Source organism: Rummeliibacillus sp. JY-2-4R (genome assembly GCF_053847205.1).
Genome location: NZ_CM132623.1, coordinates 3125186 through 3137505, shown reverse-complemented (window position 1 = coordinate 3137505; position 12320 = coordinate 3125186). Strand labels below are relative to the sequence as shown.

16 protein-coding genes are annotated in these 12320 nt (G+C 34.7%); 11 read left to right on the top strand and 5 right to left on the bottom strand.

The features are described from left to right. Positions 1–158 precede the first annotated feature (158 nt). Positions 159–527: a VOC family protein gene (locus ACWV26_RS15415; RefSeq protein WP_455895591.1), complete on the top strand. Its 369-nt coding sequence runs from the start codon at positions 159–161 to the stop codon at positions 525–527. A gap of 113 nt (positions 528–640) precedes the next feature. Here the strand turns inward: ACWV26_RS15415 and ACWV26_RS15410 are convergent, their stop codons facing one another. Further along, complete coding sequence (locus ACWV26_RS15410; RefSeq protein ID WP_455895590.1) at positions 641–763, bottom strand: hypothetical protein; 123 nt, start codon at positions 761–763, stop codon at positions 641–643. A 184-nt stretch (positions 764–947) separates the two neighbouring features. Between ACWV26_RS15410 and ACWV26_RS15405 the strand changes: the two genes are divergently transcribed. From ACWV26_RS15405 to ACWV26_RS15380, 6 genes are all read left to right on the top strand, one after another. Beyond that, the gene (locus tag ACWV26_RS15405; RefSeq protein WP_455895589.1) at positions 948–1799 is read left to right on the top strand and encodes a DUF72 domain-containing protein; all 852 of its coding nucleotides are present in this window, start codon (positions 948–950) and stop codon (positions 1797–1799) included. 597 nt (positions 1800–2396) lie between these two features. Further along, complete coding sequence (locus ACWV26_RS15400; RefSeq protein ID WP_455895588.1) at positions 2397–3785, top strand: bifunctional metallophosphatase/5'-nucleotidase; 1389 nt, start codon at positions 2397–2399, stop codon at positions 3783–3785. A 36-nt stretch (positions 3786–3821) separates the two neighbouring features. After that, positions 3822–4925 carry an HD-GYP domain-containing protein gene (locus ACWV26_RS15395; RefSeq protein WP_455895587.1) on the top strand — a complete coding sequence of 368 codons (1104 nt, stop codon included), beginning with the start codon at positions 3822–3824 and terminating at the stop codon, positions 4923–4925. Positions 4926–4975: 50 nt separating this feature from the next. Continuing rightward, entirely contained in the window at positions 4976–5758 is a 783-nt protein-coding gene (gene yunB, locus ACWV26_RS15390; protein WP_455898271.1) for a sporulation protein YunB, read from the top strand. A 105-nt stretch (positions 5759–5863) separates the two neighbouring features. Then, positions 5864–6781, top strand: a complete 918-nt coding sequence (gene lipA, locus ACWV26_RS15385) for a lipoyl synthase (protein WP_455895586.1) — start codon at positions 5864–5866, stop codon at positions 6779–6781. 28 nt (positions 6782–6809) lie between these two features. Further along, positions 6810–7238, top strand: a complete 429-nt coding sequence (locus ACWV26_RS15380; protein WP_455895585.1) for a YutD family protein — start codon at positions 6810–6812, stop codon at positions 7236–7238. Between the two features lie 22 nt (positions 7239–7260). On the opposite strand, the gene ACWV26_RS15375 is transcribed toward ACWV26_RS15380, so the two are convergent. Then, positions 7261–7527, bottom strand: coding sequence for a DUF3055 domain-containing protein (locus ACWV26_RS15375; protein ID WP_455895584.1), 267 nt, complete (start codon positions 7525–7527; stop codon positions 7261–7263). An 88-nt stretch (positions 7528–7615) separates the two neighbouring features. Here ACWV26_RS15375 and ACWV26_RS15370 point away from each other — a divergent pair, with 88 nt between their 5' ends. Both ACWV26_RS15370 and ACWV26_RS15365 read left to right on the top strand, forming a co-directional pair. Next, a complete protein-coding gene (locus ACWV26_RS15370) occupies positions 7616–8065 on the top strand; it encodes a DUF86 domain-containing protein (protein ID WP_455895583.1) in 450 nt (149 codons plus the stop codon). Next, positions 8065–8826, top strand: coding sequence for a TIGR01457 family HAD-type hydrolase (locus tag ACWV26_RS15365; protein WP_455895582.1), 762 nt, complete (start codon positions 8065–8067; stop codon positions 8824–8826). Before ACWV26_RS15370 ends, ACWV26_RS15365 begins: the two co-directional genes overlap by 1 nt. 57 nt (positions 8827–8883) lie before the next feature. Here the strand turns inward: ACWV26_RS15365 and ACWV26_RS15360 are convergent, their stop codons facing one another. Then, complete coding sequence (locus ACWV26_RS15360; RefSeq protein ID WP_455895581.1) at positions 8884–9120, bottom strand: YuzB family protein; 237 nt, start codon at positions 9118–9120, stop codon at positions 8884–8886. A gap of 184 nt (positions 9121–9304) precedes the next feature. Here ACWV26_RS15360 and ACWV26_RS15355 point away from each other — a divergent pair, with 184 nt between their 5' ends. Continuing rightward, on the top strand, positions 9305–10369 hold the full coding sequence (locus tag ACWV26_RS15355; protein ID WP_455895580.1) for an NAD(P)/FAD-dependent oxidoreductase: 1065 nt from the start codon (positions 9305–9307) through the stop codon (positions 10367–10369). A gap of 386 nt (positions 10370–10755) precedes the next feature. Here ACWV26_RS15355 and ACWV26_RS15350 read toward each other — a convergent pair whose 3' ends face one another. Further along, a complete protein-coding gene (locus tag ACWV26_RS15350; RefSeq protein WP_455898270.1) occupies positions 10756–11082 on the bottom strand; it encodes a YuzD family protein in 327 nt (108 codons plus the stop codon). Between the two features lie 83 nt (positions 11083–11165). Here ACWV26_RS15350 and ACWV26_RS15345 point away from each other — a divergent pair, with 83 nt between their 5' ends. Continuing rightward, positions 11166–11414 carry a NifU family protein gene (locus ACWV26_RS15345; RefSeq protein WP_455895579.1) on the top strand — a complete coding sequence of 83 codons (249 nt, stop codon included), beginning with the start codon at positions 11166–11168 and terminating at the stop codon, positions 11412–11414. Positions 11415–11488: 74 nt separating this feature from the next. Here the strand turns inward: ACWV26_RS15345 and ACWV26_RS15340 are convergent, their stop codons facing one another. After that, positions 11489–12178, bottom strand: coding sequence for a DUF2225 domain-containing protein (locus ACWV26_RS15340; protein ID WP_455895578.1), 690 nt, complete (start codon positions 12176–12178; stop codon positions 11489–11491). Positions 12179–12320 lie beyond the last annotated feature (142 nt).

Genomic DNA, 12320 nt, shown 5'->3' with positions numbered 1-12320 from the left:
TCAGGAATCTTGTAGAATAATTCCTGGATTTTTCTCAATTTTTCTAGAAAAATGTATATTACACAAGAAAAACATGGTAAAATATAATAGGAAAATAGTGTTCTGACTATTCAGAACTATGCTGTGAACTTTATACAATATGGGGTGTATCTTTTCCTATGCATTTAATGTCATCCGTGAGTGTATTACTAGTATCGGATATAGAATTATCAAAGCTTTTTTATAAGACAGTATTAAGCTGTGAAGAAGTGGAAGGTATTCTTTACCGCGAGGATTGCGGTTTAGCCATTAAGTTAATACAAGCGGAAAAAATTGAAGACGTAAAGCCAAATCGGAATTTGTGGAATGTATTTAGTTACATGGAAGATGCAGATCAACTAGATAAATTATTTAATGATGCAAAATTGCACGGAGCACTATTTGCCTATTATCCAAAAGTGCGAGAAATTGCGGGCGAAAAGTTACGTGAATTTGCAATTCGTGATTTAGATGGTTATTTAATCGGCTTTGGAACAGTTATTAATTGATAGTTAGAAGAGATATAAGCTGCAAATAACATGTTGCAGTTGTATCTCTTTTTTTAGTTTGTACAATAGTTTTAGGAAAATGATATGACCTCTCTAAAACTATTTTGCTAATCCTATTTATACATATCATAAATGATATACAAGATAACAACCAAAATTAAAATAGCCATGCAACCGGGTTTTCCTATATATGTACGATCAAAAAGATCACGGTTTTCTTCACGAGTTGGTTTCAAATTATCACTCCCATTTATTATAATGATTCTCCTTTATCTTATATAAACATAAGAAAATATAATTCGCTATACTATTAGAAGGATAGGTAGTGAAAGTAATAATAACCTAAAACAATCCTTATTATATAGCACCAATAACTAGCTATGATATGATGGGTATACTTATCAAAATGGAGGGATTTATATGATCCATATTGGCTTAACAGGATGGGGAGATCATCCAGACTTATATAGCAAAACTTCGTCTGCAAAAGACAAACTTTTTGATTATAGTGGATACTTTCCAGTAGTTGAATTAGATACGTCATTTTATTCCGTTCCATCTCCTTCAAATGTCCAAAAATGGATTAATGAAACACCAAAGCATTTCCAATTTGTTGTTAAAGCGTATCAGGGCATGACTGGGCATTTACGTGAAGAAAATCCTTTTAATACTCGACAAGAAATGTTCGAAGCTTTTAAAGAGTCCATACATATATTTAAAAAGGCGGGGAAATTAGCGTTAATACTTGTACAATTCCCGCCATGGTTTGATTGCCAACAAAAGAATGTTCAATATATACGATATATAAGGCAACAACTTGCAGATTTTCCTGTAGCAATTGAGTTCCGAAATCGCACTTGGTATAGCGAAAGTTATATGGATGGAACATTACAGTTTTTAAAGCAACAGGGCTTATTTCATACAGTTTGCGATGAGCCTCAAGCAGGTGAGGGGTCTGTACCCTTAGTACCGATTTCAACGGGAGAGAAAGTGTTATTTCGTATTCACGGAAGAAATGTACATGGCTGGCGTAATCCTGGAAATAATGAGCGATGGAGAGAAGTCCGATTTTTATATGATTATACAAAAGAAGAATTAGCAGGTTTAAAAGAAACGGTATTGAAAATTCAAGAATCTGCGAAGGATGTTTATGTATTGTTTAATAACAACTCTGGGCATCACGCAGCTGCAAATGCGAAGACATTACAGAAAATGTTAGGCATTGAATATCACGATTTATCACCGAAACAGCTAGACTTTTTTGAAGGGTAGTAGAGATGGAATAGTGAGTCTATCTTCTTTTTAGGTAGTGCACCAGGTACTATTTTAGGCGCGTAAATCAATAAAGGAATAGTTTTACCCTTATTTAACTTAAACTTTGGTATATTACTTATTATTTTAGCAATCATATTACTTATTCAAGATTATTTAAAACCTGTACAATGGTTTATAAAACATGGTAAGCAACATTCTTTTTTGATCCAAAAGATGACCAGAATTATGTATACAGTTACCCTACGTAGTTTGCCATTTTACTGACCTTTTAGATTGGTATTACATCGAGGTTATTTGGAATTGGTAGATGTTCGATGACTGTTCCTGCTTTTAATCAATCTATTTGGATTTCCAGCGCATGTTGCTTTTTCAACGTCCATGTTCATGGTATTCTAATCTTCCATCATAAATCTACAAGTCATATTTATCTTGGACATATTCCTTGGGCTTATACGATTCCATTAATATCAGGAGCATATATTGGTGCAAAAATCGGGTCAAATACATTAATACTTATTTTGCGAATTATACTATTACTACTTGGAATACGCTCCGTTTATGAAGAGTTATTCTTAGCAAAAGTGAGGTGTCAACATGATAGAAACAATACATTTATATCATACCAATGATTTACATAGCCATTTCGGATATTGGCCACGGATTCAAAAGTTACTTACAAACAGGAAGAAATGGCATACAGAAGTAGGCGATAGCTGTTATATATTCGATATCGGTGATTTTATAGACCGCTCACATGTATATACTGAAGCGACATTAGGAAAAGGCAATATTACGCTATTAAATGGTGGTCTGTATGATGCAGTCACAATTGGCAATAATGAAGGGATTACTTTATCAAAAGGAAATTTAGACGAGTTGTATGATCAAGCTCAATTTGATGTCATCGTTGCAAATTTAAAAGAGGGCAATAAAATTCCGGACTGGGCAAAGCGTTATAAAATTTATAAAACACAAAACGGCACAAAAATTGGCGTGATTGCTGCAACAGCTGAGTATCGTACTTATTACGAACCACTTGGCTGGACCATAGAAGATCCACTACCTGTATTACAGGAACTTGTAAAAGAAATACACCCATTGGTTGATATCATTGTTTGCATGTCTCATTTAGGTATCAATATGGATGAAGAATTAGCCGTCTTATGTCCTCAAATCGATGTCATTTTTGGATCTCATACACACCATGTGTTGCATGAAGGAAAACTAGTTGGTAGTACATTATTAACTGGTGGAGGAAAATTCGGCTTATTCGTAGGTCATACCGAAATCCATTTTGATGTTCATCAAAAAAGCATAGAGAAGAAGAAAACAGAGCTTTATAGTACATCCGAATTACCAGCTGTAGAACGTGAAGAACAATTTGATCAGGAATTGATTGAAAAAGGAAAATCACTACTGAACCATCCTGTATTTGAAGCAAATCATTATTTAAACAAAGAATGGTACCATCACTCTGCACTTTCACGTTTTTTTGCAAAAGGACTATTGGAATTCTCGCAAGCAGACTGTGCATTGTTCAATGCTGGTATCTTTTTACGAGATTTACCAAAAGGAATGGTTACTGCATTTGATGTACATCAATGCCTTCCACATCCGATTAATGCTTGCATCATTGAAATTAGTGGCCAAGAATTGAAAGAAACATTAGAACTTGCAAAAGAGTCCTTAGATTGGCCAAGAACCGAATTAAAAGGGCTAGGATTTAGAGGGTTAGTCCTTGGTAAAATATTAACATACGGATGTTCACTTAATTCATTTGGAGATTTAATGATAAATAGTGAAAAGGCTAACGATACCCAAAATTACAAGTTAGTAACATTAGATATGTTTACCTTTGGATACTTCTTTCCCCATTTTAAAAATTTACCAAAAACATACTTGTTACCTCAGTTTTTACGTGATATCCTGATTTCATATGGACAAGATTATAATAAAAGTAATAAGAGTGATTTAGAGAATTAGGTATTTTGTTATATTAGATGATTGGGGAAATAAAGCATGCGGTTGATCTCAACAAAGGCGATACAAGCGGGCATGGTAATAGGAAAGACCATTTGGAACGAAGCTGGCAGACCATTGCTACAAAAAGGTGTAAAGGTATCTGAACACAGTATCCAGCGATTACAACAATTAAATGTACAATATGTATATATTGATGATAAAATCTCAACTGATATTGAAATAGTAGAGACTGTTCCAACAGCCGTACGAAGGCGAGCAATTGATCAAATAACATCTTCTTTTAATTCAGTAAAGCATTTAGAAGGAAAAGAAGTTACATATTGTCTTGAAAAACAATCAAAACATTTTGTAACGATTATTGATGACTTGCTCGACCATATCAAGAATAGTAAAGAAATCTTAACCGTATTGAGCGATGCTTTCCTTTATGATAATTACATTTATCAACATTCATTTCAAGTTGCGGTATATGCAATAGCTATTGCGAAAGAAATGCATTACAGCGCATCAGAGATTAGACAAATTGGTATTGGTGCAATCCTGCATGATGTTGGGAAAATGATGGTTCCGCAAGAAATTCTAAAAAAGCCTGGTCGCCTGACAAACGATGAATATGAAACGATGAAATTGCATACCAATTATGGTTTTGATGTATTGCGAAACTTACATACAATATCGCTATTATCTGCACATTGTGCGTTTCAACATCATGAACGATTAGATGGTAGTGGATATCCAAGAGGATTATTAGACTTTGAAATTCATCCATATGCAAAAATTATTGCTGTAGCAGATGTGTTCGATGCGGTGACATCAAATCGAGTATATCGTGATAAAATGCTTCCTTCAAGAGGGATGGAGATCATCAAAGAAGGAAGTGGCACTTTATATGATGAAAAGGTCGTAAATGCTTTCAGGCGCTGTGTTGCTTACTATCCGAATGGAAGTGTCCTATTACTTTCAGATGGCCGTAGAGGGATTGTTAGTAAACAAAATAAAGACTGGACAGAGAGACCTTGGGTTAGAATCTTTGAAGAAAACGGCGAAATGCTAAAAGCTACATATGAGATTTTATTATCCGAAGAAAAGAATATTTTCGTAGACAAAGTTGAAGTTGAATACCTCGATCACGTCGAATAATGACAGCCTCCTAATCATAAGAATGATTAGGAGGTATTATTTTGCGACTAATGAAGAAGAAAAAACAATTATATGCACGTCAAAAACCACGTTTTTTACCGGTATTAATGGTTAGTTTGGTAGGTTCAATAGCAATACTTTTTTATTTCATCAATGTTAGGCTTTTGCCTACATTTATGCAATACGCAGAAGTGGAAACAAACAAAATTGCCTCTTATGTAATTAGTAAAGCCATTAATTCAAGAACTTCAAATGTATTAGATAGTAATGATGTGATTCAAAGTGTTGAACCAAAAAATGGAAATAATCAAGGGCTAGTAGACTCAAATTTAAATACTGAAGTGATTACTCGAATCATGTCAGAAACGCAAACCCTAGTACAATCTCATTTAGAAGAAGCTGAAAGAGGTAATTTAGATTATTTACCTAAGAATGAAGAAATCGAATATGATACGGGTGCCATGGAACAAGATGGCGGGATTGTGTTTTATGTACCACTTGGGCAAGCAACAGGTTTGCCGTTACTAGGAAACTTAGGACCAAAAGTTCCAATTCGTTTTCACGTTATTGGGAACGTTCAAGTGAATGCAGAAAGAGAAATCAAAGAATTTGGTATTAACAATGCTTACGTACAGGTAAGTGTTCGAACAACCGTTAACGTACAAATTATCGTTCCTTTTGCCAGTAAGTCTGCTACAGTAGAACAGAAAATACCAGTAGCAATCAGTCTTTTAAAAGGAAATGTTCCATATATCTATTCAAAAGATGGATCAACTCAGCCTTCCATAGAGGTCCCAATACCAAATCAAGACCAATCTACAAAGTCCCCATAACACAAATTTCATATAAACTCTGAGGTTGTTAGAAACCTTTGAATATGATACATTGACAACAGTACAAGATTTAATAATTTACTTAATTGATGGGAGCTGAGTATTGTGACATCATGTAAACCTACTAAAGAAGAACATATCAGAAAACCGGATTGGCTTAAAATTAAACTAAATACAAATGAAGAATATAAAAGTTTAAAAAAACTAATGCGAGAAAAGAATTTACATACGGTTTGTGAGGAAGCAAAATGCCCGAATATTCACGAATGCTGGGGTGAACGTCGTACTGCAACATTTATGATTTTAGGTGATGTTTGTACTCGTGCATGTCGATTTTGTGCAGTTAAAACGGGCCTTCCAAATGAGCTAGATTTGGCAGAACCTGAACGAGTTGCAGATTCAGTTCAACTTATGAATTTGAAACATGTAGTCATCACCGTTGTAGCACGTGATGATTTAAAAGACGGTGGGGCAGGTGTATTAGCCGAAACTGTTCGTGCAATTCGCCGCAAAAATCCATTTACATCCATCGAAGTGTTACCTTCAGATATGGGTGGGATAAAAGAAAACTTACAAATTTTGATGGATGCAAAACCAGATATTTTGAATCATAATATAGAGACAGTTCGCCGTTTAACACCAAGAGTTCGCGCACGTGCAACATATGACCGCTCTTTAGAGTTTTTACGTCGTGCAAAAGAAATGCAACCGGATGTTCCAACTAAATCATCATTAATGATTGGTCTTGGTGAAACGGAAGAAGAAATTATCGAAGTAATGGATGACTTACGCGCAAATAATGTAGATATCATGACAATTGGGCAATATCTACAACCGACAAAAAAACATTTACCAGTTAAAAAATATTATTCACCGATTGAATTTGGTAAACTACGTAAAATTGCCATGTCAAAAGGCTTCAAACATTGTGAAGCAGGTCCACTAGTACGTAGTAGTTACCATGCCGATGAACAAGTAAATGCTGCGACAAAACAAAAACAAGCAATCGGCGAAAATGCGTAATCACCCATGACAATTGGATGGTGATCAAATGATTATTGCAGATCAATATGTGTATGAACTAATTGTAAATGTCAAAGAGGGTTTCAAGGAAGAGGACTTTAAAACACGGTTTAGTGATATTTTATCCAAATACGATTATATCGTGGGAGACTGGGGTTATGGTCAGCTTCGATTAAAAGGTTTTTATGAAGATAAGAATCAAAAAGCATCTTTTGATACAAAAATTAGTACATTACAGGACTATATATATGAGTATTGTAATTTTGGTTGTGCCTATTTCGTATTAAAGAAAAGCGGAAAAGCACCTAAAGAAGTTATTCAGGCTGAAAATGCTGTTGAAGAAGTTAGCGATGAAAGCCAGGAGCCTGCTAAAAATGAGAATCTTGAAGCGACTCAAGATGCTACAACGAACGAAGAATCAGAACAACAAAAAAACATCGAGCAAGAGCAATTATAAGCTCTCTCGATGTTTTTTTTTGTTAACTCATGATTTCATATAAATATTCTCTTATTTCTTGTGCTTCTTCAGGAGTACGGTTGTAGACAGATTCTAAATATCCAGGTTCATCTAAGTCATCTGTTCCTAAAATGGCAAAACGGCTATGTTGCATATCAAGAACCAATATTTTGCCATAGAATCGACCACTTTGTAATATGGCTAAATCATAGCGCTGTTCTTCACCCATAAAACTGACAAATCTTGTTTTGTTTTCTTCTATCTCATCATATAAGAAAAATCTCTCCATTTTGTTCGAATCCCCTTCCAATACTAAAGATATGGTACTATAGAAGAGAAAGAAGTATCAACCTTTTATTCGAATGGAGGAAGTACAAGTGTATTTTGTTGACCGAAAAAAAATTACAAATAATCTTGAATATATGGATTCCCTTATCAATACTTTTGAGCAAACTGAAGATTGGTTAAGTGATGATGTGCATAAATTAGCTGTTGAACGTATTGCTAATATATTAATCGAAGCAATTATTGATGTTGGTAACTCCATGATTGATGGATTTATCATGCGTGATCCTGGTAGCTATGAAGACATTATTGATATTTTAGTGGACGAAAAAGTTATTACCCATGACATGGACCAACCACTAAAAGCGTTAATTGGCCTTCGCCGTGGTCTTGTGCGAGACATTTTAGAAGTCAACGATGAAGAAGTTGTACAGATTTTAAATAGTAGTTTAACTGCTATTAAAGAATTCTCTCCTCGTGTACATGATTATTTAACTAACGAATTGGGCCCAGTATCTGCTTTTATCCCTGAGGAACAATAATGAAAAAATATAAAGCGTATTGCTTTGATCTTGATGGCACAGTTTATAAAGGATTGGAACCGATTACAGAAACAAAGCAATTCATCAAGTATCTTCAACAGCAAGGAATTGAACCTTTTTTTGCAACTAATAATGCCAAAATGACTAGTCTACAGGTTCAACAAAAATTGCATAAAATGGGGATTGAAGCAAATAAGGACCATATCATGACTTCTGCAATTGCAACGGCTAAGTATATTGCCATGCAATTTCCAAACAAAACTGTGAAAGTTTTGGGAGGAGATGGCTTAACAGAAGCTCTACTTGATGAGGGGATGAAGATTGTAACAGAACATCCGGATGTTTTAGTACAAGGCATGAATACAGAATTGACTTACCAAATGCTAGCAGACGCATGTTACTCATTAGAAAATGGTGCAGCATTTGTATCGACAAATGCTGATATAAAATATCCAACAGAATTTGGATTCGCACCAGGTAATGGAGCTATTTCAGAAATGCTACATGCTGTTACCGGTGTGACTCCAGTGTATATAGGTAAACCAGCTCCTCATATGCTCGAAATTATTCGTCAACAGTTTAATTTGCAAAAAGAAGAAATGTTGATGATTGGGGATAATTATGACACAGATATTCTTTGTGGAATCAATTATGGAATCGATACATTGCATGTCAATACAGGTGTCACAAGAACAGAAGATGTACAAGCAAAAGATATCCCTTCGACCTATGTGGTAGAAACACTTAAAGAATTATTATAAAATAAGTAATTAAAAATGACCTTTTCAGTCATAATAAGACTGAAAAGGTCATTTTTTTTAAAACAAAGGATTTTCCTCAATGAATTGATAAATTTTTTTGGTTAGCTCTTCACTCGAATTAGCTTCAACCAATTCACCGTTTACAAGTGCATACAAGGTGTTTGAGCATCTGGTACAATAACTTAAACAGCCATATTCTAGAACATCTATATTTGGATCTTTTTCAAGCACTTCATAAGTTTCTTGGGAGCCATTTGCTAAATTGCTGACGCAAAATTCAACAAGTGGATTCATAGTACGTCACCTCTCCCTTCGAATCCTACTATTATTTTTTTTATTCGTCAATTTTTCTACTTGATTCAATAATCTACTTTTATTTTGTGATAAGTTTCACAAACATATTGTGAAACTTATCACAATCAGCTATACTCGTTATGGATAGAATAAATGTGTCGAATTTGTTAAAAAGGAGATTGCTATGAGAAACCTAGTCCTACTAGGTGGAGGATACGGCAATATGCGCGTATTACTTCGCTTATTACCAAATAATCTACCAGATGATTTACAAATTACATTGGTGGATCGAGCACCATTCCATAGTTTAAAAACAGAATTTTATGCATTGGCTGCAGGAACAACACCTGAAAAAGAAATTCGGGTAAAATTTCCCGAACATGAAAGACTTTCAACTGTTTATGGAGAAATTGAAAATATTGATTTAAAAAACAAGGTCGTACATCTTGATAATGGTACAAACATTGAATACGATGATTTAGTAATTGGTCTTGGCTGTGAAGATAATTATCACAACGTTCCAGGAGCGGATGAATTTACATACAGTATTCAATCAATGGCTCAATCTCGAGTTACGTATAATGATTTAGCTGGATTACCTTCAGGTTCAACTGTTGGTATTGTTGGAGCAGGTTTAAGTGGTATCGAACTTGCTAGTGAATTACGTGAAAGTCGTGCGGATCTTAAGATTAAATTATTTGACCGTAGTGCACGTATTCTAAAAGACTTCCCAGAACGTCTTAGTAAATACGTGAAAAAATGGTTTGAAAATAATGATGTAGAAATCATTGCGAATTCTAATATTACAAAAGTAGAAGATACAGTTCTTTATAACCACGAAGAAAAAATCGAAGTGGATGCAGTAGTGTGGACAGCAGGGATCCAACCAGTGAAGGTTGTCCGTGAATTAGGCCTTGAGATGGAACGTGGTCGTGTTGCGGTTACTCAATATATGAGCTTACCAAGTGATCCACATGTGTTTATAGTGGGTGACTGTGCAGCTTCTCAATTTGGTCCAAGTGCACAACTTGCGGAAGAACAAGCTGAACATATTGTAAAAGTATTAAAACTACAATGGAGCAATCAAGCACTCCCAGAAAAAATGCCTGAAATTAAATTAAAAGGCTTTATGGGAGCTCTTGGTAAGAAACAAGGCTTTGTTTACTTAGGCGACACAACTGTCACAGGTCGAATCGCTCGTTTGATGAAATCAGGTTTACTGTGGATGTACAAACGCCATAATGGTTAATAAAAAAACTAGAGCTTAAATGCTCTAGTTTTTTTATCCATATGAATAATTCTCCATGCTATGTATGGATATGAACACTCTGGGAACTTTTGATGGAGATAAGTACCCCAAAATAATTGAAGTGGAATCGGCGAAGACTCCCATGGGAAAAGCGAGACAGGTGAGTCCCAACACGTAGCGAAGATTTCTTTTTGTCTTGCAAAAAAAAATTTTTGCGACGAAGCTAGCGAAGCGATGCAGGAGCATGCGTTTTTGGAGATTCACCGCTCGTCCGAAGGAAAGCGAAGCCGATTCCACTTTAAACTAAATTAAAAATTAGTATTAATTTTATTACCTAGCCAATGAAAAATAGAGAAGAAGAATCCCTAATTTGGAGTATATTTACCTTATGCTAAAGTTTGAAAGCCATGACGTTCTAGTGCTTGGAATACAGGTTTTAACTGAATATAGCCCTCACCAACGACTTCTCCATTAATCAGTACTAGTGGATAAAAGAATTCATCATCAATCACTCTTTGAGCCCATTTTTGATGTTCTTCATTCTCAATTGGCTGTTCTATATCGATATAAGTGATAGTATAATTGGGTTTTGAATATTTGCGATCAATTGCTACTTGAAGCCATTCATAAGTGTCTTTTGAAGATGGTGCATTTACGCAACTTGCACATTGTACATTGGCTCCGTAAATTTCGATTGTTATTGAATCATTTATCAAATCATTCAGCCTCGCATTTCTATAATGGATTTTTTACCTTATAGACATTATAATAATTATAGAGAAAGGAGTCGATAGTAATGACAGAAAATGTACAAGACCAAGATATGCTAGCTCAAGTTCAAGAAGTTTTAGATAAATTACGCCCATTCCTTCTTCGTGATGGAGGAGATTGCCAATTAGTAGATGTAGAAGATGGTGTTGTTAAACTACGCTTACTAGGAGCATGCGGTAGCTGCCCAAGTTCAACTATCACTTTAAAAGCCGGTATCGAACGCGCACTATTAGAAGAAGTACCAGGCGTTGTAGAAGTAGAACAAGTATTTTAATCTTTAATAATAAAGCTGTCCTTAAAAATAGCAATAAACTATTTCTAGGACAGCTGTTTTTATTTTATAAATGTTTAATTAGCTACTGATTCCTTTTCATACCGCATTTGTTGCCAACTGTCTTTTGCCATTTCAATAATTTTAGGCTCATTGAACAAACGTTGTTTTTCGATGACTCGAGAGAAATATCGAATCGCTTGTTCGCGATCTCCAATACGACGAGACAATTCTGCAATTAAATAAATCACACGTATTTCACTCATAGATGTTCCGATATAATCTTCTGCTGAATATGCTTCTAGATATTGTTCTCTAGCAATCTCCATAAATCTTATTTCTTGCTCTGTCTTTTGTAATGTACGATAGAGCCATGCTATGCGTAATGCAAGTCCAGCTTGTGTTATATGCTTTTCTTTCTTTAGATTTCCACAAACAAGTGCAAGTTTATAGGCTTGTAAGGCATCAAAAATAGTGCGTTCTCCAGAAAAATCGTGTATTTTCCAATGGGAAGTAATTTTTTCGTTGATTGCTTCTTTAGTTCCAGGAGCAAAATATTTGGTGAAATCTTCGGTAAATGAAAATCCGCAATGCTCGCAAACGAACACATTATAAAGAAAAGGGGTTACATCATTTTCGTATATTGGTTGAAAATCACTCGCGTTTTCTTTAACTTTTACGAAATTTGATCTTACCTTCATTGATTTAAACTTCTTTTTACAATGAATGCATTCAACTTGTTTTTCATAATAAGGAGAAAGCTCCATAACAATAGCCCCATTTCAGATGATGAATATAGGTAAATTATATCATATTAGACTAAAAAAGAAATTGATATTTTTTGTGAGCATTTCAATTTTACTCAAAGACCGAAAATTGATATGATAATGATAAGAAAGAGGTGGATAC

Excerpts from the sequence above, each read along its gene's own strand:
- ACWV26_RS15415 (WP_455895591.1), top strand. The coding sequence starts at position 159 with ATGCATTTAATGTCATCCGTGAGTGTATTACTAGTATCGGATATAGAA.
- ACWV26_RS15405 (WP_455895589.1), top strand. The coding sequence starts at position 948 with ATGATCCATATTGGCTTAACAGGATGGGGAGATCATCCAGACTTATAT.
- ACWV26_RS15400 (WP_455895588.1), top strand. The coding sequence starts at position 2,397 with ATGATAGAAACAATACATTTATATCATACCAATGATTTACATAGCCAT.
- ACWV26_RS15395 (WP_455895587.1), top strand. The coding sequence starts at position 3,822 with ATGCGGTTGATCTCAACAAAGGCGATACAAGCGGGCATGGTAATAGGA.
- yunB (WP_455898271.1), top strand. The coding sequence starts at position 4,976 with ATGAAGAAGAAAAAACAATTATATGCACGTCAAAAACCACGTTTTTTA.
- ACWV26_RS15380 (WP_455895585.1), top strand. The coding sequence starts at position 6,810 with ATGATTATTGCAGATCAATATGTGTATGAACTAATTGTAAATGTCAAA.
- ACWV26_RS15375 (WP_455895584.1), bottom strand. The coding sequence starts at position 7,527 with ATGGAGAGATTTTTCTTATATGATGAGATAGAAGAAAACAAAACAAGA.
- ACWV26_RS15365 (WP_455895582.1), top strand. The coding sequence starts at position 8,065 with ATGAAAAAATATAAAGCGTATTGCTTTGATCTTGATGGCACAGTTTAT.
- ACWV26_RS15360 (WP_455895581.1), bottom strand. The coding sequence starts at position 9,120 with ATGAATCCACTTGTTGAATTTTGCGTCAGCAATTTAGCAAATGGCTCC.
- ACWV26_RS15355 (WP_455895580.1), top strand. The coding sequence starts at position 9,305 with ATGAGAAACCTAGTCCTACTAGGTGGAGGATACGGCAATATGCGCGTA.
- ACWV26_RS15345 (WP_455895579.1), top strand. The coding sequence starts at position 11,166 with ATGACAGAAAATGTACAAGACCAAGATATGCTAGCTCAAGTTCAAGAA.
- ACWV26_RS15340 (WP_455895578.1), bottom strand. The coding sequence starts at position 12,178 with ATGGAGCTTTCTCCTTATTATGAAAAACAAGTTGAATGCATTCATTGT.